Origin of the sequence: Neisseria mucosa, assembly GCF_003044445.1 — a bacterium.
Taxonomy (GTDB): Bacteria; Pseudomonadota; Gammaproteobacteria; order Burkholderiales; family Neisseriaceae; genus Neisseria; species Neisseria mucosa_A.
In genome coordinates this window covers 1-21,343 of the sequence record NZ_POWX01000026.1, presented here as the reverse complement: position 1 = coordinate 21,343, position 21,343 = coordinate 1, and the positions used below count along the sequence as shown (strand labels likewise).

The window sequence follows — 21,343 nt, the reverse complement described above, 5'->3', positions numbered from 1 at the left end:
AAAGTTAAGGATGTTGGCTATAAAAAGGGTCGTCTGAAAAGCCAAAACGGTTTCAAACTTATCAAAACCGTGTTTTCAGACGACTCCTTACCGTTTCGTTTTGAATGAAGGAATCCCATGAAGAAGCTCCTACTTTACGCCTTCACGCTGACCGCACTGGGCGGCTGTTTCTACACCGAAACCCCATACGGGCGCACCGCCGTCCTTGACCTGCCCGTCCATTCCCAAACCACCATCAACAAAACCGTTACCGTCAACGCACCGCCGGGAACGACCGTCATTTATCAAGACAGCGAGCCGGTACACCGCTACGGCTATCCCTACCCGCCTTACCCGCGCCCGTATCCCGCGCGTCGGGTTTATTAAGATCAAAAGGTCGTCTGAAAATTAATTTCTGCTTTCAGACGACCTTATCCGTTTGTCCTTCAAATATACCGTTTATGTTGTTCTTTACATTTTTTATTTAAATTTAAATTAAATCAAGGAAGGTTAACTAACCTCCGTTTTTTTAATACGCAAAATCTAAGGAACAACATGAAAATTCTTCTCTCTACACTTACCTTATCCACCCTCCTGCTCACCGGCTGTGCGGTACACTGACCGGCATCCCTTCACACGGCGGCGGCAAACGCTTTGCCGTCGAACAAGAACTCGTCGCCGCCTCGTCCCGTGCCGCCGTCAAAGAAATGGATCTGTCTGCCCTGAAAGGCCGAAAAGTCGCCCTTTACGTTTCCACCATGGGCGATCAAGGATCGGGCAACATTACCGGCGGACGCTACTCCATCGACGCATTGATTCGCGGCGGCTACCAAAACAACCCCGACAGCGCCACCCAATACACCTATCCCACCTACGATACTACTGCCACTACCAAAGCTGATGCGCTCTCCAGCGTTACCACTTCCACATCGCTTTTGAACGCCCCCGCTGCCGCCCTGACCAGAAACAACGGACGCAAAGGAGAACGGTCTGCCGGACTGTCCGTCAACGGCATGGGCGACTACCGCAACGAAACCCTGATTACCAACCCCCGCGACGTTTCCTTCCTGACCAACCTCGTCCAAACCATCTTCTACCTGCGCGGCATCGAAGTCGTACCGCCCGAATACGCCGACACCGACGTATTCGTAACCGTCGACGTATTCGGCACCATCCGCAGCCGTACCGAACTGCACATCTACAACGCCGAAACCCTTAAAGCCCAAACCAAGCTCGAGTATTTCGCCGTTGACCGCAACAGCCGGAAACTGCTGATCAAACCTACCTCTGCCGCCTACGAATCCCAATACAAAGAAAAATACGCCCTTTGGACCGGCCCCTACAAAGTCAGCAAAACCGTCAAAGCTTCAGACGGCCTGATGGTCGATTTCTCCGACATCACCCCCTACGGCGACACAACCGCCCAAAACCGTCCCGACTTCAAACAAGGCAATGCCCAAAACCTTGATGTCAGCGACGAAGTCATCCGCCGCCGTGAAGGAGAATAAACCGTGAAACCGCTGCGCAGACTGACAAACCTCCTTGCCGCCTGCGCCGTAACGGCGGCTGCCTTCGGGCAGCCCGCCCTCGCGGCGGACTTAAGGAACGACCCTGTAGTGCAGGATTTGCTCCGACGGGAGAATTTCGACCCCGGCAAAAAATTCCACCTCTTCGGCAAAGCACGCGGAACCGTGGCCGAGCGTACCGGACTGATGACCATTTCGCCCACCATCACACAGCGGTCGGGCAATTTACAGATGGAAACCGCAACCATCTTCAGTAATCCCGGATATATCGTCCGCTTTTCCGGACACGGACATGAAGTCCATTCCCCGTTTGACAACAGTGCCAGCAAAAGCGACAGTTGGAAAGGCGGCAAAGTAATCGACGGTACGGGCATGACCTTTGCCAGCATGTCATGGGACGGCTACGAACACCACCCTGCCGACGGTTACGACGGCCCGCAGGGAGGCGGCTACCCCGCACCTCACGGCGCCCGGGATATTTACTCCTACGTTGCCAAAGGCCAGGTAAGGAGGCAGACTGTTGTTCACGACGACAACCGTTCGACGCAGCAACGGTTTGCGGACAGATTCGGCAACATACCGAAAAATTTTTCCGACCGTGCCGGAGAAGCCAATAAAAAAATGTTCGAACACAACCCCGGGCTCAACCGCTGGGGTAACAGCATGGAATTTATCAATGGTATCGCCGCGGGCGCCCTCAATCCCTTTCTCAGCGCCGGAGAAGCCATCGGCGTAGGCGATGCGGTTCAAGGGACGGGTTTTGCCATCGATATGGCGACTGCAGCGGCCATCAGCACCATGTCGCCGGACAACGCCATTGCCGCCATCGACCATTTGAGAAGTTTGGCAAAATCGGAAGAAAAAATCGGCAAAACTGTCCGCGATTGGACGGCGGAAAATCCCAATGCCGCCGAAACCGTCGAAGCCGCCTTCAACGTTGCCGCCGCTGCCAAAGCTGCGAAGTTGGCAAAGGCGGCAATACCGGGGAAGGCTGCGGTTAGTGGGGATTTTGCTGCTGCATACAATACAAGAACAACTAGAAAAGTTACTACAGAAACAGAGGGGTTAAATAGAATCAGACAGAACCAGAAAAACAGTAATATACATGAGAAAAATTATGGAAGAGATAATCCTAATCATATTAATGTTTTATCTGGAAATTCTATACAACATATACTGTATGGAGATAAAACAGGAGGTGGGCATCTTTTTCCTGGCAAAACTGGTAAGACAACATTCCCCCAACATTGGTCAGCCAGTAAAATAACTCATGAAATTAGTGATATCGTTACATCCCCAAAAACGCAATGGTATGCACAGACTGGAACAGGCGGCAAATATACTGCTAAAGGAAGACCAGCCAGGTGGGTATCATATGAAACGAGAGATGGAATTCGTATCAGAACAGTTTATGAACCTGCAACAGGAAAAGTGGTAACTGCATTCCCCGATAGAACCTCTAATCCCAAATATAACCCTGTAAAATAATGAGTATTTGAAAGATGAAAACATTAGACGAACGAATAAAGAATTTAGGAAAATCTCTTGAAGATAGAATTGACGCTAATCTAATTGATGCCGCACTAGAGTACATTACTTTTTCAGAACGTTTGCTAGCTTTTGAAACGCTATGTGATTATATTGAAGATTTCAATATCCAGCTTACGGAAAAAGAATCCCAAGAAATCTCTTTTATTAATAAGGAATTTGGAATTGAAAGTACATCAGATTAATAAATATTAGGTCGGTTTAAAAACCCAACAATCAAAAGGTCGTCTGAAACCGTGTTTAATTTTCAGACGACCTTTCCTTCATTTGAAATAGGATATTGAGAACTGAGTTCTTCAAAAATCCTACACCTGCTCCTTCCACGGCAGCACCTTGGTTAAAACGGCAGATGGCTACAAAGCCATCGCCCATATCCGGATCGGCGACCGCGTCTTCGCCAAGGACGAGGCAAGCGGGGTAACGGGATACAAACCCGTTACCGCCCGATACGGCAATCCGTATCAAGAAACCGTTTACATTGAAGTTTCAGACGGCCTCGGTAAAATACAAACCCTCGTTTCCAATCGCATCCATCCGTTTTATTCGGGCGGCAAATGGATTAAAGCGGAAGATTTGAAAGCGGGAAGCAGGCTGTTTGCCGAAAACGGTGCGGAGCCGACCGTTCAAAGCGTTACCGTCAAACCAGAACCGCTGCAAGCCTACAATCTGACCGTTGCCGACTGGCATACTTACTTCGTCAAGGGTGATAAGGCGGAAACGGGAGGAGTTTGGGTTCATAATTCTTGTCCTCCCAAAAGAGCTCCCGAATACCATGCAGGAACTGTATCTGAATCTAATTTTTTAAATGCAGCTGAGAAATGGCTAGGGAAAAACTATAAGTCATATCCAAATGGTCGATATGTATCACAAGATGGAATGCGACAGGTACGATATGGTCATCATGAAACAAATTCATCTACGCATCATGGTCATTTTGAATCATATGACAAACCCAATGGACGTGTAATAGAAAATAGTGTAGTAACAATTATTCAGGATTAAAAAATTATGAGTGTAAAAGAATTATTCAAAGTTATCTTAGATAAAAATAAAGATTTTCCTATTAGAACGATTCATCGCACTCCAATGGGGGTACTTCCCAAGCCTGTTGCTTTAAGTATTGTTCAATATGAAGATGACCAAGGATTTTATTTATTTTATTTGGATGAGACCGGTCGGGAACAAACGGATACTTATCATGACACATTAGATTCGGCATTTAAACAGGCTGAATTTGAATTTGGAATTAGAAAAGAAGAATGGATACAAAGATCTTAGGTATCAAACGTAAGATAGGTTGAAAAACTCAACAATCAAAAGGTCGTCTGAAACCGTGTTTGGTTTTTCAGACGACCTTTCTATCAGTGAAAACGGGATATTGGGACTCAATCCAACCTATGCTTGCTCAGATCAAGACAATGATAGTAGATTAAGAAAAATATGATTAATCATGTTGAAAAATATATAGGCACTATTTCTCATGGATCGAAAAGTGATTCTGGAAGTCAGTACAAATTAAATATCGCAGCTATTCCCTCTTCCCCTAACAGCGATTTAAAAACTTATATTACTTTAGGATTAAGCAAACATGATCTGAATTATAAAAATAGATTTGAAATACTTTTTGTATGTTCTTTAAAATATGATGAAAATCAGATTTTCCCATTTTTAAGATGGTTGGCAGAAACCATCATTGAGAACAAAAAAATTCTTCTTCGAGGACAGGTTATTTATTTGCCTAGAAGCATTGTTGATTCAACAAAAATGGACGCACTGTATGTTTCCGCCCCATTTTATTTCGATGATGATTTTCAGGTTTGTTATGGCGGACACTACAATATCGTTTTCCCTTTGCTTGTCCCGTTGTATAAACAGGAAGCAGGATTGGTGGAAAAAAAGGGTTGGAATGCTTTTGAGCAGTTCTTGCTGGATAATGAAGTTGACAACCTTTCGGATATGAATAGGAAACCGTTTGTTTGGTAAATACCGTTCTTCAGACGACCTTTGAAAACAGGCTAAAAAGCATGGACTACAACCAAACTGTTTTATCTCACTTGCAAAGATTTTGGAAACATCATGATATTAAAAGATTTACTTGGACTTTAGGAAGGATTGTCGAAGAACTTCCCGATTTCCAAGTTTTCCAAGTGATTCCTAATCATGAAGATGAGCCTTGGGTTTATGTCAGCTCTGGGATAGGTCCATTTTTAGGGCAGGAGTTTTTTATCATCAGCCCGTTTGAAACACCTGAACATATTGAGACCTTGGCAATGCTGGCATCTGCAAGTATGCATTATCCTGATCAATTTCAATTAGGGAAAACTGTCAATATCGGCAGACCGTGGGTTGAGCAATCATCCTTCCAGCATTTTCTGATTTCTCTGCCTTATCCTTATGGGCAAGAGTTGGAATATATGGATAATGTCCGATTTTTCTGGTTATTGCCGATTACTCATCAAGAGAGGCTTTTTTTAGATACTCATTCGGTAGAAGAATTGGAAACAAGATTTGATGAGGTAGGTATTGATTATTTAGATATAAATCGTGCAAGTACTATAGTGGATTAACTTTAAATCAGGACAAGGCGACGAAGCCGCAGACAGTACAGATAGTACGGCAAGGTGAGGCAACGCCGTACTGGTTTAAAGTTAATCCACTATATAGCAGGGTGGATTGAAAACCCAACAATCAAAAGGTCGTCTGAAAAACCTTGTTTCTGGTTTTCAGACGACCTTTCGTTTGCCTGCCGATTAATATCACGCGGCTTGCGGGATGGCTTCGATGTCGTGCAGGCTGCGGTAGCAGGGGTCGAGTTGTTTGGCGATGAGGGTGAGCTGCCGATGCAGGATGTGGCTTTGGCGTTCGTCGCCGGCTTCTGTTTGCAGGGCTTCCAAGTCGGTTCTGATTTGGGAGAGGGTCGTCTGAAAATCTTGTTCGCCGGTTTGGGGGAGGCGTTCGAGCAGGTCGGCGATGCGGTAGCCGCTTTGGTAGAACTTGCGGACGAAGTCGGGGCTGTATGCGCCGTCCATTTCGCTGCGGTATGCGCCGAGTGCGGAGATGTAGCCGGTCAGGGCGTAGCTGGTTTTGAGAAGGTTGAAGCCGCTTTGCAGGTTGTTACCGTATTTTTTGGGTTCGCTGCTCATGTCGGAAAGGGTGCTGCTGAGGGTGGCGGTGCGCTCGTGGGCGCGGCGGCGGACGGTGCGGTATTCGATGTCGTCGGCGATGCCGTATTGGAGCTGGTCGAGGATTTTTCTGAGGTAGGCGCCGTTGCCGCCGACGGCTTGGGCGGCGGTTTTTTCGAGGGTGAGGTAACGCCAGTCCGGCCAGAGGTAGGTGACGGCTGCCCACGCGAGGACGGAGCCGACGATGGTGTCGATGATGCGGACGGGCATGGCGGCATAGACGTCCAGCCCGGCGAGGGAGAAGCTGGTGAGGGCTTGGATGGTGATGAAGAAGGTGGAGAAGCTGTATTTGTAGCTTCGGGTCATGAAAAACAGGGTGGTGCTGGCGATGACGATCCAGAGTTTGGTTTCGACGGAGGGGGTGAAATAAGGTACGAGCGAGCCGACGATCACGCCGAGTATGGTGCCGGCGATGCGTTGGTACACGCGGCTTTTGGTGGCGGTGTAGTTGGGTTGGCAGACGAAGACTGCGGTCAGGAGTATCCAGTAGCCGAGGTTGAGATGGAGGATTTCGACGATGATACAGGAGACAGCAACGAGGATGGAGAGGCGCGTGGCATGACGGAACACGCCTGACTCGAAGTTGAGCTGGCTGCGGACGGTCTGCCAGACGTTTTTCAGGCTGCTGTTTTCGAGGGCGGCAATGCGGGTGTCGCTGCTGTTGTCGTTTTCGGCGGGGGAGTCGCTGTGTTGGAGTTGGCGCAGTTGGTGGTCGACGCTGCCGAGGTTGTCGAGCAGGCGGCGGATGTGGTGGATGTTGCGGCTTTCGGGGTGGTCGTCGGTGTAGTGCGAGAGGGATTGGCGGCAGCCTTCCATCGCGCGTCCGAGGCGTTTGCTGTATGTGTAGTCTTTGCCGTTCCTCAGGGCGGCGGCAACGTTGCGGCATGCCTGTCCCTGCATTTCGAGCAGGCGGCGGATGCGGAAGATGAGGTCGGTATTTTTGAGGGTGTCGGTCAGCTCGGTGTAGTCGGCATGGGCGGAGCTGACGCGTTCGTGTATGTCTTGGGCGGTGAAGTAGTAGCGCAGCATTTTGGCGGTGCGCGGGTGGCGGTGTTTGCCGCGCAGGCGGTAAAACAGGGCGGCGCGGCATTGGTTGAAGGCGGTGATGACGCCGGTGTTGCTCATGGCGAGGTCGATTTGACGGTTGCCGAGCCAAGCGGCTTCGTCGGGATCGAAAAAGTCGGCTTTGGCGTCAAAATACCCGCCGAGCGCTTCGTAGGCGTTGGCGACGCTTTCTTGGACGGGGCGGTGTGGGAGGATGATTTGGAAAACAAGTGTGCAGGTGCTGTATAACACGGTCCCGAGCAGAATCATAACGGGATTGGTCAGCCAGAAGTTTTCGGGGGTGTAGGTGAGCGTGGTGTAGGTGGCGACGGCAAGTGCGCCGAACGCGAAAGTGCGGTATTTCAGCCCGACCGCGCCCAAAATGGTAAAGCCGAAGGTCATCAGGGTCATGGCGAGGATGAAAGGCAGACCTGTGCCGAGCGTGCTTTGGGCGACGAGCGATGAAATGGTAAACAGGGCGACGGTGATGATGATGTTTTTCAGACGACCTGTCAGGCGGTTGTCCAAATCGACGAGACCGCCCGCGATGATGCCGAGTACGAACGGCATGGCGAGCTTGGGCGTGCCAAACCGCCAGACAAGGGTCGCGGCGATAAAGACGCTGGCAAAGACGGGCAGCGAGGTGATGATGAGGGGTTTGAGCGGCGGGAGTTTCATCGTATTGGGCGCAGCGTTAAATTGGAATGGTTTGATTATTATGGATGAAATGAAACGGTATTCTAACAGGATTTCAGGGCGGGACGGAGGCGGCGGGGTCGTCTGAAAGCGCAAACTGTCGCCATTTTCAGACGCCCCCTTTGCACGAAATTCCGAAACCCTGCGTCGTCAAATATGCGATAATACCGCCACCTCAAACCGATTTCAGACGACCCATGTGCCTTAACGCCCGCCCCGCCCGTTTTGCCCGTACCGCACGCCGCGGCGCGTTCGTCGTTGTTTCGTAAAACCCCGCCTTAGCGGGGTTTTTGCCGAATTGAAGAAAGGAAACCGAATGCCCAACCCGCTTTACCGACAACACGTCATTTCCATTTCCGACCTGACGACCGAACAGCTCGAGCTGCTCCTGCAAACCGCCCTCAAGCTCAAAGCCGACCCGCGCGACGACCTGCTCGAAGGCAAACTCATCGGCTCATGTTTTTTCGAACCCTCCACCCGCACGCGCCTGTCGTTTGAAACCGCCGTACAACGCTTGGGCGGCAAAGTCATCGGCTTTGCCGACGGCGCGAACACCAGCGCGAAAAAAGGCGAAACCCTCGCCGACACCGCCCGCATCATCTCCAGCTACACCGACGCCATCATCCAACGCCATCCCAAAGACGGTGCCGCGCGCGTGTCCGCCGAGTTTTCCAAAGTCCCCGTCATCAACGCCGGTGACGGCACCAACCAACACCCCAGCCAAACCCTGCTCGACCTCGTTACCATCTACGAAACCCAAGGCCGTCTGAACAAGCTCAAAATCGCCATGGCGGGCGACCTCAAATACGGCCGCACCGTCCATTCCCTCTGCCAAGCCCTCAAACGCTGGGACTGCGAATTCGCCTTCGTCTCCCCGCCCAGCCTCGCCATGCCCGAATACATCACCGAAGAACTCGAAGCCGCAGGCTGCCGCTACCAAATCCTGCCCGACCTCGAAGCCGCCGTCGAATGGGCGGACATCCTATATATGACCCGCGTCCAGCGCGAACGCTTCGACGAACAAGAGTTCGCCAAAATACAAGGCAAATTCAACCTTAACGCTGCCATGCTCGCCAACGCCCGCCCCAACCTGCGTGTGTTGCACCCCCTGCCACGCGTTGACGAAATCCACCCCGACGTTGATGCCACGCCGCACGCCTACTATTTCGAGCAGGCGACCAACGGCGTTTACGCCCGCATGGCGATTTTGTCGCTGGTGTTGAACGAAGAAGTATAAGGAGCAAATATGGAAACCCCTAAACTCAGCGTCGAAGCCATCGAAAAAGGCACCGTCATCGACCACATCCCCGCAGGCAAAGGCCTGATTATCCTGCGCCAATTCAAACTGTTGCACTACGGCAGCGCCGTAACCGTCGGCTTCAACCTGCCCAGCAAAACCCAAGGCAGCAAAGACATCATCAAAATCACCGGCGTATGGCTGGACGACAACGCCGCCAACCGCCTCGCCCTCTTCGCCCCCGAAGCCGTCGTCAACACCATCGACCACTTCAAAGTCATCAACAAACGCCGGCTCACCCTGCCAGACGAAATCGGCGAAGTGTTCCGCTGCCCGAATACCAACTGCGCCAGCCACGGCGAGCCGGTGAAAAGCCGCTTCTACGTCCGCAAACAAAGCGGACAGACCAAGCTCAAATGCCACTACTGCGAAAAAACCTTCAGCCGCGATTCCGTGACGGAGGCTTAGTTTTAGTTATAAAGCTGAACCGGCATAAATGCGAAAGGTCGTCTGAAAACTTGAAAATCAGGTTTTCAGACGACCTTTTTACATTTGGGAAGTGTTGTCGGTTTCACAACAAACGATAATTCAAAGGCATGAAAGAGAAATGACTTCCCTGCAACAATCGAATAGGGTTAAAACCGTGCAAAGAATCGAAAAGATTAGGCAAAAACGGTAAGGTGGTATAGAATCGAGCACCTATACTAATCGGATAGAGGCGTTTGTTTCAGACGACCTCTTTATTATTTGAATGTAGGTTTTAAGAAAATGACGAACTCACCTATTAAACAAACCGTAATCTTACTCAGCACAGTCTTCTTTTCCGGCGCAGTCCACGCTTCGGGCTACCACTTCGGTACGCAGTCGGTCAACGCGCAAGGCACCGCCAACTCTTCCGGCGCGGAAGCCGCCGACGCATCGACCATCTTCTACAACCCCGCCGGTCTGTCCAAACTCGACAGCAGCCAAGTTTCCGTCAACGCCAACATCGTCCTGCCCAGCATCCGCTACGAAGCCGATTCTGCACAATACTATCAAGGCGGCGATGTTTCCGGCTCGAAAAGCGGCAAAATCACCAAAACCACCGTCGCCCCGCACCTCTACGGCGCATACAAAGTCAATGACGACGTAACTTTGGGCTTGGGCGTTTACGTTCCCTTCGGCTCCGCCACCGAATACGAAAAAGATTCCGTACTGCGCCACAACATCAACAAACTCAGCCTTACCAGCATCGACATCGAACCGGTTGTCGCTTGGAAAGCCAATGAAAACCATGCTTTCGGTGCAGGCCTGATCGCCCAATACTCCAAAGCCGAATTGCGCAAATATTCCGACTGGGATGCCTCCGGTTCCATCAGCCAACTCGCCAGCGGCCTTGCCTCACGCGCAGCCGGTCGTCCTGTTTCCGTCAGCGCGCAAGGCAAATCTGACGGACACGCCGAAGTGAAAGGCCACGACTGGGGCTTCGGTTACCAACTTGCCTGGATGTGGGACATCAATGACCGCGCACGGGTCGGCGTGAACTACCGCTCCAAAGTAACCCACACCCTCAAAGGCTCGGCAGAATGGGAAGCCGACGGCACATACGCCCGCCTCGCTTGGAGTCGGGGCGCGCTTGCCGCCCGCGGCTACGTTCCGCGTGAAAAAGCAAGCGTCAAAATCGTCACGCCCGAATCCTTGTCCGTTCACGGCATGTACAAAGCCACCGACAAATTCAACCTGTTCAGCGATGTAACTTGGACGCGCCACAGCCGTTTCAACAAGGCGGAACTGGTATTTGAAAACACCAAAAACGTCGTCAATGGCAAATCCGACCGCACCGTCATCACCCCCAACTGGCGCAACACTTACAAAGTCGCGCTTGGCGGTTCTTACCAAGTGACCGACCCGCTGCAACTGCGCGCAGGTATCGCCTTTGACCGCTCGCCCGTCAAAAACGCCGGCTACCGCATGAACAGCCTGCCCGACGGCAACCGCATCTGGTTCTCGCTCGGCGCGAAATACCATATCGGCAAAAACCACGTCCTCGATGCCGCTTACAGCCATATCCACATCAACGACACCAGCTATCACACCACCCGCGCCACCGGCAACGATGTGGACAGCAAAGGCGCATCCGGCGCGCGCTTCAAAAACCACGCCGACATCGTTGGATTGCAATACACTTACAAATTCAAGTAAGCCGTTTGGCGCCGACATCAAAAGGTCGTCTGAAAACCTGAAACGAGGGTTTTCAGACGACCTTTTTTAATATACGGATTCAAAGAAATGCTTGGTCAACGGCGGACATAGTGGACAAAGGCGTATCCGATACCTTTCTCGCTTATGTGTGTTTCACGCAACTGCTCTTTCCATTCATCCGATGAAAATTCAGGGAAAAAAGCGTCTCCGGATACATCGAGCGACACCTCGGTCAGGCGCAAATCGGTCGCATACGGCAGGGCTTGGGCGTAAATCTGCGCGCCGCCCATGATGATGATTTCTTCGGCATCCGCACACAATGCCAATGCTTCTTCCAGCTCGGAGACGGTTTCCGCCCCTTCGGCAAGATAATCCGACTGACGGGTAATAACGATATTGCGGCGGCCGGGCAATGGTTTCTTAGGCAGGGATTCCCATGTTTTACGCCCCATGACGACTGGTTTGCCCGTGGTATAGGTTTTGAAAAAGGCAAAGTCTTCGGGCAGATGCCAAGGCATGGTGTTGTTGATGCCGATACAACGGTGGGCGGCATAAGCGGCAATCAGAGTGATTTTTTGCATGAGCATCCTTGTTTGAGGCTGAAAGCCAGTATTGTAAACGATATGGCGTATAGGCGGTTTTCTTCTTGGCATCCTAAAATATGACTTACGGTAATAATCATATAGACAATAATGAACATACCGTTTATCATTTAAAAATACCGTTTGTCTTAACGGTTAAATCATATTAACGGATAAATTTTCATTGTCGGATATTCAAGGGAGACAGTATGCCGGGTTCTTATGCTTTGTACCGCTGTGCGGTTTTATCGACATCCAGCGGTTCCATTGACAGTATGGCCGGACGCGACAGCACCATACATATTTTGCATTTAAACATTTCGTTTAATCATCAATGGCATGCAGACGGTTCAGATGTTAACAACAAAGAATATTGCGACTGGCGCGCCAATCATCTGGATGAACCAATCAGCACGCTGCCGCCTTGCGAAGACGAATTGTCCAAAACATTCAATTATCTGGTGGAACAGGGCTATCACGAAGCCATCGTTACGACGTTGAGCCACAAATTGAGCGACTCGGCGGATGTTATCCGCAAAATGGCGGCGCAGTTTCCACAACTGAAAATCCATGTTATCGACACAGGTACCTGCTGTATGCCGGAAGGCTTTTTCGCCATGGAGGCGGAACGGCTGCTTCGGGCAGGCCTGCCTCCCCAAACGGTCGTCGCACACTTGGAAAGCCTCAAGCCTTATTGCCACATCGTATTCGGACTTTCTTCGCTCAAGTCCCTTTCTTTGGGCGGTACGCTTTCCCGCGTCGGCGCGTCTTTCGGCGATTGGCTTGGATTGCGTAACGTCCTGCACTTTTCGCAAGACAATTTGGAACGCTTAGAAACCGTTACCGACGATGTCAAAATGTTTGATTCCATTATTGCCAATACCGTCAGCCTGATGAACGACAAGCCGAAAGACCAATTTATCCTCGGCGGCCTTTATACCGGCGACGAAGAACGCTACCAACTGTTTGCCGAACGTTTTTTTGAAAAAACCGGAAGGCGGCTCGGGCAGGGCGTACCCGTATCCGCCGTTGTCGCTGCGCACGTCGGTATCTGCGGGGTCGGCGTGGGCATGGTGGAACGCATTGCCGCCCCTGCCTGAAAATTTCACCATAAAGCCATACCACTAAAGGCTATGGGTATTGCTTATTTGAATTGACGGCAAAGGTCGTCTGAAAACCAAAATCTTTGGTTTTCAGACGACCTTTCGATATTTTGAGGTTTACACGCCCTGTTTCAGGCTGGCTTCGATGAAGCCGTCCAAATCGCCGTCCAATACGGCTTTGGTGTTGCCGACTTCGTAGCCTGTGCGCAAGTCTTTGATGCGTGAGGAGTCTAAGACGTACGAACGGATTTGGCTGCCCCAACCCACATCGGACTTGCCTTCTTCCAACGCCTGTTTCTCTTCGTTGCGTTTGCGCATTTCCAATTCATACAGTTTGGATTTCAACATTTCCATCGCAGCGGCTTTGTTGGCGTGTTGCGAACGGTCGTTTTGACACTGCACCACAATCCCCGTCGGCTCGTGGGTAATACGCACGGCAGAGTCGGTTTTGTTGATGTGCTGACCGCCCGCGCCCGATGCGCGGTAGGTGTCGATGCGCAAATCGGCGGGGTTGATTTCGATTTCGATGGAATCGTCGATTTCGGGGTATACGAACACGGATGAGAACGACGTATGGCGTTTGTTGTTCGAGTCAAACGGCGAGTAGCGCACCAAGCGGTGAACGCCGGTTTCCGTGCGCAGCAAGCCGTAGGCGTATTCGCCTTCAACGCGGATGGTGGCGCGGTTGATGCCCGCGATTTCGCCGTCGTCTTCTTCGAGGATTTCGATTTTGAAGCCTTTGCGCTCGGCGTAGCGGCTGTACATGCGAAACAGCATACCCGCCCAGTCTTCCGCTTCCGTACCGCCTGCGCCTGCGGTAATGTCGATAAAGCAGTTGTTCGGGTCGGCGGGCTGGTTGAACATCCGTTTGAACTCCAAGTCCGCCATCTGTTTTTCCAGTCCCGCCACGTCTTCCTGCACGGCGGCGAAACCTTCTTCGTCGTTTTCTTCGACGGTCATTTCAATCAGCATGCGGTTGTCTTCGATGCCCGACGCGATGTTGTCGAGCGTCAACACGATGCCTTCGAGGATTTTGCGCTCTTTGCCGATTTCTTGGGCGCGTTTCGGGTCATTCCACAGCTCAGGGTCTTCGGAAAGGCCGATGACTTCTTCCAATCGGTCTTTCTTGCCCTGATAGTCCATATAGACGCGGATGTCTTCGCTGCGCTTTTCCAAATCGTTCAGGGTGTTGTTGAGCTGGTTGATTACTTCGGCTTCCATGATTCTTGTGTGCTTTCAAAATTTTAGGGGCGTATTGTAAGGGATTTACGGGCTTTTTTCTATGATAAAGGTCGTCTGAAAACCTGAATCTCAAGTTTTCAGACGACCTTTTTGACACAAGGCTCTTAACCGCGTACCCGTTCGATTTTCGCGCCGACTTGACCGAGTTTTTTCTCGATGTGTTCGTAGCCGCGGTCGAGGTGGTAGATGCGTTCGACGATGGTTTCTCCGCCTGCGACCAAGCCTGCCATGACGAGGCTGGCGGAGGCGCGCAGGTCGGTTGCCATGACGACGGCGCCGGAGAGTTTTTCCACGCCTTTGACGAAGGCGGTGTTGCCTTCGGTGGTGATGTTCGCGCCCATGCGGTTGAGTTCGGGAACGTGCATGAAGCGGTTTTCAAAGATGGTTTCGACGACGCGGCTGTCGCCTTCGGCAACGGCGTTCATCGCCATAAACTGCGCCTGCATGTCGGTTGGGAAGCCGGGGTGTTCGGTGGTGCGGATGTTTACCGCTTTCGGCCGTTGCTGCATGTCGATGGAAATCCAGTCGTCGCCCGCTTCGATGATGGCGCCGGCTTCGACGAGTTTGTCCAAAACGACTTCCATGGTTTTGGGGGCGGCTTTGCGCAGGACGACTTTGCCGCCGGTCATGGCGACGGCGCAAAGGAAGGTACCGGCTTCGATGCGGTCGGGCACGACGCTGTGTTCGCAGCCGTGCAGCTCTTTCACGCCTTCGACGGTCATGGTTGATGTACCGATGCCGCTGATTTTCGCGCCCATTTTGACGAGGCATTCCGCCAAATCGACGACTTCGGGTTCGATGGCGCAGTTTTCGAGGATGGTTGTGCCTTCGGCGAGGGTCGCCGCCATCAGCAGGTTTTCCGTACCGCCGACGGTAATCATATCCATCACCACGCGTGCGCCTTTCAGACGACCTTTGGCTTTGACGTAGCCGTGTTCGATGGTGATTTCCGCACCCATGGTCTCGAGGCCTTTGAGGTGCTGGTCAACAGGGCGCGAACCGATGGCGCAGCCACCGGGCAGGCTGACTTGGGCTTCGCCGAAACGCGCCAGCGTCGGACCGAGCACGAGGATGGAGGCGCGCATGGTTTTCACCAGTTCGTAGGGTGCGCGGGTATTGTTGACGGTGCCGCCGTTGATTTCAAATTCGTGAACGTTGTCGGTCAAAACGCGTGCGCCCATGCCTTGCAGCAGTTTTTGGGTGGTTTTGACGTCGGCGAGCATGGGTACGTTTTTCAGGCGCAGGGTGCCGGAGGTCAAGAGTCCGGCACACATCAGCGGCAGGGCGGCGTTTTTCGCGCCGGATACGATGATTTCGCCGTTGAGCGGGCCGTTGGCGGTGATTTTGAGTTTGTCCACAGTGTTTCTTTCGTTGTTAAGACAAGTCCCGACGGCGCTGCCGGCAGGACGGGATTCGTTTAGATTCGGAATTATAAGGGATTTTGACGGTTTTTGCGGGCGGGCGGGGAGAATTCTTCCAAAGGGCGTTTACAGGGTATGAATGGTCGGAAGGGTTGTTTGAACATATCGGGCGCAACCTTGCGATGTCTGTTTCTACGTTTTCAGACGACCTGTAAATCCAGTTTCATCACGGAGACGGTTTCGCCGTTGTGCCATTGCGTCGCGATTTCCCGCCAGCCGTATTTGGCGTAAACCGCCTGTACGTCGGGCGTATAGAGGTAAAGGGCGGGCAGGCGTAAGGAGCGGGCGGTTTGCAGACAATGGGCGATGAGCGCGTGTCCGATGCCTTTGCCTCGATATTCGGGCAGGACGAATACGTCGCCCAGCCAGTATTCGTATTGCGGAAATTCTTCCATGTCGAAGCGTTTGAGCGCGGCGGAACCGAGCAGCCGTCCGTCTTCCGAAGCTGCGGCAAAGGCAAGCGGCAAACCGTCCCCGTCCAGACATTTCCGGTAATAGGCACGGATTTTTTCAAGCGACGACCACGGAGCGAAGTCGTGCCACTCCCGGTAGAGCGCACGGGTAAGCGGCTCGATGTGGCAGGCTTGCAAGGGGGTGATGTTCATGACGCGTTATCGTGTAGAAAGGTCGTCTGAAACTGTTTTCAGACGACCTTTTAACGTTTAGCCTACTTTATCCCCCGGCTGCGCGCCCGCATCGACATCGAGCAGCTTCAGTTTCCCGTCTGCCGTGGCGGCACTCAAAATCATGCCTTCGGAGATGCCGAATTTTGCCATTTTGCGCGGGGCGAAGTTGGCGACGGCGATGACCATGCGGCCGTTCAATTCGGCGGGATTGGGATAAGACGCGGCGATGCCGGAGAAGATGATGCGTTTTTCAAAACCGAAATCGAGGTCGAATTTCAGGAGTTTGGTGCTGCCTTCGACGGCTTCGCAGTTCAATACTTTGGCGACGCGCATGTCGATTTTCATGAAGTCGTCGAAGCTTGCCTGTTCGGCGACTTTTTCGTATTTGCTGTCTTCAACAGGCGCAGGGGTCGTCTGAATGCTTTGTTTGTTGGCTTCGATTAAATCGTCCACTTGTTTTTGCTCCACTCGTTGCATTAAATGTTCGTATTTGTTGATGGCGTGTCCGCCCAGGGTTTTGCGCGTGTTCGCCCAGGTAATCGCGTCCAGATTGAGGAAACGCGCGGCGTTGGCGGCGGTTTGCGGCAACACGGGGGCGAGGTAGGCGGTCAGCATGGTGAAGGCGTTGATGAGTTCGCTGCATACTTCGTGCAGGCGTTCGTCTTGACCTTCCTGTTTGGCGAGTTCCCACGGTTTGTTGGCATCGACGTATTCGTTTACCGCATCCGCCAATGCCATGATGTCGCGCAGGGCGCGGGCGTATTCGCGGTTTTCGTATTGCTCGGCGATGGTGTCGCTTTCGGCAGCGAGTTTTGCCAGCAATGCGCTGCCTGAAACGTCTTTCAGACGACCTTCGAAGCGTTTGGCGATGAAACCTGATGCGCGTGCGGCGATGTTGACGTATTTGCCGACGAGGTCGCTGTTTACGCGGCTGATAAAGTCTTGCAGGTTCAAATCGATGTCTTCGATTTTGCTGTTGAGTTTGGCAGCGATGTAGTAGCGCATCCACTCGGGGTTCAGGCCTTGTTCCAGATAGGATTTGGCGGTGATGAAGGTGCCGCGCGATTTGGACATTTTTTGTCCGTCCACGGTCAAAAAGCCGTGTGCGTACACGCCGGTCGGGGCGCGGTGGCCGGAAAAATGCAGCATGGCGGGCCAGAACAGGGCGTGGAAATAGAGGATGTCTTTGCCGATGAAGTGGTACATCTCGGTTTGGCTGTCGGCTTTGAAGTATTCGTCGAAATCGATGCCGATGCGGTCGCACAGGTTTTTAAACGACGCCATGTAACCGACGGGCGCGTCCAGCCAGACGTAGAAATATTTGCCCGGCGCGTCGGGGATTTCGAAACCGAAATACGGCGCGTCGCGGGAAATGTCCCAGTCGGACAGGGTGGTTTCTTCGCCTTCGCCCAGCCATTCTTTCATTTTGTTGAGGGCTTCTGGTTGCAGATGGGGCTTGCCGTCGTGCGGGTTGTTGCCGGAAGTCCATGCTTTGAGGAAGTCGGCGCATTCGCCCAGTTTGAAGAAGAAGTGTTCGGATTCGCGCAATTCGGGTTTGGCACCGGAAACGGCGGAATATGGGTTGATCAGTTCGGTTGGGGAATAGGTCGTGCCGCAGACTTCGCAGTTGTCGCCGTATTGGTCTTGGGCGTGGCATTTGGGGCATTCGCCTTTGACGAAGCGGTCGGGCAGGAACATTTGTTTTTCGGGGTCGAAAAGCTGCTCGATGACGCGGCTCTCAATCTTGCCGTTGGCTTTCAGTGCGCGGTAAATCTGTTCGGAAAACTGTTTGTTTTCCGGGGAATGGGTGCTGTAATAATTGTCGTAGCCGATGAAAAAGCCGGTGAAGTCGGCGAGGTGCTCTTCGCGCACTTTGGCAATCATATCTTCGGGCGCGATGCCTTGTTTTTGCGCAGCAAGCATCACGGGCGTGCCGTGGGTGTCGTCGGCGCAGCAGTAGTGGCACTCGTGGCCGCGCAGTTTTTGAAAGCGCACCCAAACGTCGGTTTGGATGTGTTCGACCATGTGGCCGAGGTGGATGCTGCCGTTGGCATAGGGCAGCGCGGAGGTAACGAGGATTTTGCGTGTCATGGTTTATGCTTTGGAAAACAATGGATAAAGATGGGGAATTATACCGTAAATCGTGCGGACGAGACGGGGGAAAGGTCGTCTGAAAAGGGGGATTTAAGGTTTCAGACGACCTTTTGCCTTTCCGCTTTCTTTGCACATTCTTTGTCTAACTTGACATTTCCTTGCCGCCGCAACAACATAAAGGCAGATTCGGCAGCCGGTTCGAGCCTGCCGTACGTTTTTTCTTAACAGAAAGGCTATCTACGATGACACAATCCACTCACGATCCTTATGCGGACTACCGCGAGCTGACGCTTCGGGGCATGATACTCGGTGCGCTGATTACCGTGATCTTTACCGCGTCGAACGTTTATCTCGGCTTGAAGGTCGGTCTGACCTTTGCTTCGTCGATTCCGGCGGCGGTGATTTCGATGGCGGTTTTGAAGTTTTGCAAAGGCAGCAATATTTTGGAAAACAATATGGTGCAGACGCAGGCTTCGGCGGCGGGTACGCTTTCGACCATCATCTTCGTCCTGCCCGGTTTGCTGATGGCGGGCTACTGGAGCGGTTTCCCGTTTTGGCAGACGACGCTTTTATGTATTGCCGGCGGGATTTTGGGGGTGATTTTCACCATTCCGCTGCGTTACGCGATGGTGGTGAAAAGCGAGTTGCCTTATCCCGAAGGCGTGGCGGCGGCGGAGATTTTGAAAGTCGGCAGCCACGAGGAAGAGGAAGGCCGTCAGGGCGGTAGCGGCATTAAAGAGCTGGCGGCAGGCGGCGCGTTGGCGGGCTTTATGAGCTTTTGTTCCAACGGTTTGCGCGTGATTGCCGACAGTGCGAGTTATTGGTTTAAAAGCGGCACGGCGATTTTTCAACTGCCGATGGGCTTTTCGCTGGCATTGTTGGGCGCGGGCTATCTGGTCGGACTGACGGGCGGCATCGCCATCCTGTTGGGCATTTCGATTGCTTGGGGTATTGCCGTGCCGTATTTTTCATCGCACATTCCGCAGCCTTCCGATATGGAAATGGCAGCGTTTGCGATGAAGCTGTGGAAGGAAAAAGTACGCTTTATCGGCGCGGGTACCATCGGTATTGCGGCGGTTTGGACGCTTTTGATGCTGCTCAAGCCGATGGTCGAAGGTCTGAGAATGTCGTTCAAGAGTTTCGGCGGCGGCGCGCCTGCAGCGGAACGTACAGAACAAGATTTGTCGCCTAAGACCATGATTTTCTGGGTATTGTCCATGATGCTGGTGTTGGGTGTATCGTTTTATCACTTTATCGGCGATTCGCACATTACAGGCGGCATGGCCTGGCTTTTGGTGGTCGTTTGCACGCTTTTGGCTTCCATCATCGGCTTTTTGGTCGCTGCCGCCTGCGGTTATATGGCGGGTTTGGTCGGCTCGTCTTCCAGCCCGATTTCAGGTGTGGGCATCATTTCCATCGTCATCATTTCGCTGGTGTTGTTGGTCGTGGGAGAATCCGGCAGCTTGATGGCGGATGAAGCCAACCGCAAATTCTTGTTGGCGCTGACGCTGTTCTGCGGTTCGGCAGTAATTTGCGTCGCCTCGATTTCCAACGACAACCTGCAAGACTTGAAAACCGGCTACCTGCTCAAAGCAACGCCTTGGAGACAACAGATTGCGTTGATTATCGGCTGTATCGTCGGCGCGTTCGTCATCTCGCCCGTGTTGGAACTGCTCTACGAAGCTTATGGCTTTACCGGCGCAATGCCGCGCGAAGGCATGGACGCGGCACAGGCCTTGGCGGCTCCGCAAGCGACTTTGATGACGACCATCGCGTCGGGTATCTTCGCCCACAACCTTGAATGGGCGTACATTTTCACCGGTATCGCGATCGGCGCGGTGTTAATCGTCGTCGATTTGGTGTTGAAAAAATCGTCCGGCGGCAAACGCGCACTGCCTGTCCTCGCAGTCGGCATGGGCATCTACCTGCCGCCGTCCATCAATATGCCTATCGTGATCGGCGCAGTGTTGGCGGCGGTGTTGAAACACATCATCAGTAAGAAAGCGGAAAACCGTGAAGGTCGTCTGAAAAACGCCGAACGTATCGGAACCTTGTTCTCCGCCGGTTTGATTGTCGGCGAAAGCCTGGTCGGCGTAGTGATGGCATTCATCATCGCCTTCTCCGTGACCAACGGCGGCTCCGACGCTCCGCTCGCGCTGGGTCTGGAAAACTGGGAAACCACCGCATCCTGGCTGGGGCTAGCATTCTTCATCACAGGCATGGTGTTCTTCGCCCAACGCGTGTTGAAAGCAGGACGCGTTAAGTAATTCGGGTTTGAAAATAAAGAGGTCGTCTGAAAACTGGGGATTCAGGTTTTCAGACGACCTTGTTTTTATCTGTAACTTCTTGCTCTTTTATCTGGCGGGAGAGGGCTGGGGAGAGGGTGGCTCTGCGGGGCAAACGAATTTGATTTTACCCAAAGTCATAGAACCACCCCCATCCTAACCTTCCCCCGCCGGACGGGGGAAGGGACAAGTTGCCGTTGAAGCAATCCGTAGCGTGGGCTTTGCCCAAGAGATGAAAGTAAATTCAATTATTGTCTGACTTGGATAGTTAAGTGGTAGATTTCGTGGGCAAAGCCCACGCTACTTGAGTTATAGTGGATTAAATTTAAATCAGGATAAGGCGACGAAGCCGCAGACAGTACAGATAGTACGGCAAGGCGAGGCAACGCCGTACTGGTTTAAAGTTAATCCACTATATATTAAGACTGCGGTGATTGAATAAAAAGGTCGTCTGAAACCTTGAATTTCAAGTGAACTGGCCCCCAAATCTTGGACACTCATAAAAGCCTATTCAGGCGCTCTGTGCAAGCTGGGTTCTGTATGCGACAGGACTCAGCTTTTTCAATTTCAAACTGCAACGCTCGCGGTTGTAGTAATC

General features: G+C 52.3%; 21 protein-coding genes. 14 read left to right on the top strand and 7 right to left on the bottom strand.

The window, feature by feature from the left end; all coding sequences use genetic code 11:
• The first annotated feature begins 117 nt into the window (after nt 1–117).
• The 8 genes from DBY90_RS11585 to DBY90_RS11550 all read left to right on the top strand — a co-directional run bounded on the left by DBY90_RS11585 (nt 118) and on the right by DBY90_RS11550 (nt 5,620).
• A complete protein-coding gene (locus DBY90_RS11585; RefSeq protein WP_070682008.1) occupies nt 118–366 on the top strand; it encodes a methionine-binding protein in 249 nt (82 codons plus the stop codon).
• 197 nt (nt 367–563) lie between these two features.
• Entirely contained in the window at nt 564–1,487 is a 924-nt protein-coding gene (locus DBY90_RS11580) for an adhesin (protein WP_107987278.1), read from the top strand.
• A gap of 3 nt (nt 1,488–1,490) precedes the next feature.
• Nucleotides 1,491–2,993 carry a polymorphic toxin MafB class 1 gene (mafB, locus tag DBY90_RS11575; protein ID WP_070493669.1) on the top strand — a complete coding sequence of 501 codons (1,503 nt, stop codon included), beginning with the start codon at nt 1,491–1,493 and terminating at the stop codon, nt 2,991–2,993.
• Between the two features lie 14 nt (nt 2,994–3,007).
• Entirely contained in the window at nt 3,008–3,238 is a 231-nt protein-coding gene (locus tag DBY90_RS11570; RefSeq protein WP_002220318.1) for a MafI family immunity protein, read from the top strand.
• 148 nt (nt 3,239–3,386) lie between these two features.
• On the top strand, nt 3,387–4,055 hold the full coding sequence (locus DBY90_RS11565) for an HINT domain-containing protein (protein ID WP_083286781.1): 669 nt from the start codon (nt 3,387–3,389) through the stop codon (nt 4,053–4,055).
• A 6-nt stretch (nt 4,056–4,061) separates the two neighbouring features.
• Entirely contained in the window at nt 4,062–4,331 is a 270-nt protein-coding gene (locus DBY90_RS11560; RefSeq protein ID WP_070493677.1) for a hypothetical protein, read from the top strand.
• 162 nt (nt 4,332–4,493) lie between these two features.
• Complete coding sequence (locus DBY90_RS11555) at nt 4,494–5,036, top strand: suppressor of fused domain protein (RefSeq protein ID WP_070493680.1); 543 nt, start codon at nt 4,494–4,496, stop codon at nt 5,034–5,036.
• A gap of 41 nt (nt 5,037–5,077) precedes the next feature.
• The gene (locus DBY90_RS11550; protein WP_070493683.1) at nt 5,078–5,620 is read left to right on the top strand and encodes a suppressor of fused domain protein; all 543 of its coding nucleotides are present in this window, start codon (nt 5,078–5,080) and stop codon (nt 5,618–5,620) included.
• Between the two features lie 189 nt (nt 5,621–5,809).
• Here the strand turns inward: DBY90_RS11550 and yccS are convergent, their stop codons facing one another.
• Nucleotides 5,810–7,957 carry a YccS family putative transporter gene (gene yccS / locus DBY90_RS11540; protein WP_070493684.1) on the bottom strand — a complete coding sequence of 716 codons (2,148 nt, stop codon included), beginning with the start codon at nt 7,955–7,957 and terminating at the stop codon, nt 5,810–5,812.
• Nucleotides 7,958–8,097: 140 nt separating this feature from the next.
• On the opposite strand from yccS, the gene DBY90_RS13015 reads away from it, so the two are divergent.
• From DBY90_RS13015 to DBY90_RS11520, 4 genes are all read left to right on the top strand, one after another.
• Nucleotides 8,098–8,244, top strand: coding sequence for a hypothetical protein (locus tag DBY90_RS13015; protein ID WP_185952208.1), 147 nt, complete (start codon nt 8,098–8,100; stop codon nt 8,242–8,244).
• Between the two features lie 47 nt (nt 8,245–8,291).
• Entirely contained in the window at nt 8,292–9,212 is a 921-nt protein-coding gene (pyrB, locus tag DBY90_RS11530) for an aspartate carbamoyltransferase (protein WP_070493688.1), read from the top strand.
• 9 nt (nt 9,213–9,221) lie between these two features.
• On the top strand, nt 9,222–9,680 hold the full coding sequence (gene pyrI / locus DBY90_RS11525) for an aspartate carbamoyltransferase regulatory subunit (RefSeq protein WP_003743175.1): 459 nt from the start codon (nt 9,222–9,224) through the stop codon (nt 9,678–9,680).
• 300 nt (nt 9,681–9,980) lie between these two features.
• Nucleotides 9,981–11,393: an OmpP1/FadL family transporter gene (locus tag DBY90_RS11520; RefSeq protein WP_070493690.1), complete on the top strand. Its 1,413-nt coding sequence runs from the start codon at nt 9,981–9,983 to the stop codon at nt 11,391–11,393.
• A 95-nt stretch (nt 11,394–11,488) separates the two neighbouring features.
• On the opposite strand, the gene DBY90_RS11515 is transcribed toward DBY90_RS11520, so the two are convergent.
• Nucleotides 11,489–11,974, bottom strand: a complete 486-nt coding sequence (locus tag DBY90_RS11515; protein ID WP_070493692.1) for a dihydrofolate reductase — start codon at nt 11,972–11,974, stop codon at nt 11,489–11,491.
• A gap of 209 nt (nt 11,975–12,183) precedes the next feature.
• Here DBY90_RS11515 and DBY90_RS11510 point away from each other — a divergent pair, with 209 nt between their 5' ends.
• Nucleotides 12,184–13,074 carry a DegV family protein gene (locus DBY90_RS11510; RefSeq protein ID WP_070493695.1) on the top strand — a complete coding sequence of 297 codons (891 nt, stop codon included), beginning with the start codon at nt 12,184–12,186 and terminating at the stop codon, nt 13,072–13,074.
• A gap of 120 nt (nt 13,075–13,194) precedes the next feature.
• Here the strand turns inward: DBY90_RS11510 and prfB are convergent, their stop codons facing one another.
• The 4 genes from prfB to metG all read right to left on the bottom strand — a co-directional run bounded on the left by prfB (nt 13,195) and on the right by metG (nt 18,457).
• Nucleotides 13,195–14,298, bottom strand: a complete 1,104-nt coding sequence (gene prfB, locus DBY90_RS11505) for a peptide chain release factor 2 (protein WP_003743167.1) — start codon at nt 14,296–14,298, stop codon at nt 13,195–13,197.
• A gap of 125 nt (nt 14,299–14,423) precedes the next feature.
• Nucleotides 14,424–15,677: a UDP-N-acetylglucosamine 1-carboxyvinyltransferase gene (murA, locus tag DBY90_RS11500; RefSeq protein WP_070493697.1), complete on the bottom strand. Its 1,254-nt coding sequence runs from the start codon at nt 15,675–15,677 to the stop codon at nt 14,424–14,426.
• A 203-nt stretch (nt 15,678–15,880) separates the two neighbouring features.
• Complete coding sequence (locus DBY90_RS11495; RefSeq protein WP_070493700.1) at nt 15,881–16,345, bottom strand: GNAT family N-acetyltransferase; 465 nt, start codon at nt 16,343–16,345, stop codon at nt 15,881–15,883.
• Between the two features lie 57 nt (nt 16,346–16,402).
• Entirely contained in the window at nt 16,403–18,457 is a 2,055-nt protein-coding gene (metG, locus tag DBY90_RS11490) for a methionine--tRNA ligase (protein ID WP_107987274.1), read from the bottom strand.
• Nucleotides 18,458–18,702: 245 nt separating this feature from the next.
• On the opposite strand from metG, the gene DBY90_RS11485 reads away from it, so the two are divergent.
• Complete coding sequence (locus DBY90_RS11485; RefSeq protein ID WP_107987272.1) at nt 18,703–20,727, top strand: OPT family oligopeptide transporter; 2,025 nt, start codon at nt 18,703–18,705, stop codon at nt 20,725–20,727.
• Nucleotides 20,728–21,256: 529 nt separating this feature from the next.
• On the opposite strand, the gene DBY90_RS13690 is transcribed toward DBY90_RS11485, so the two are convergent.
• On the bottom strand, nt 21,257–21,343 hold an 87-nt coding region (locus DBY90_RS13690; RefSeq protein ID WP_159069391.1), incomplete at its 5' end, for an IS3 family transposase.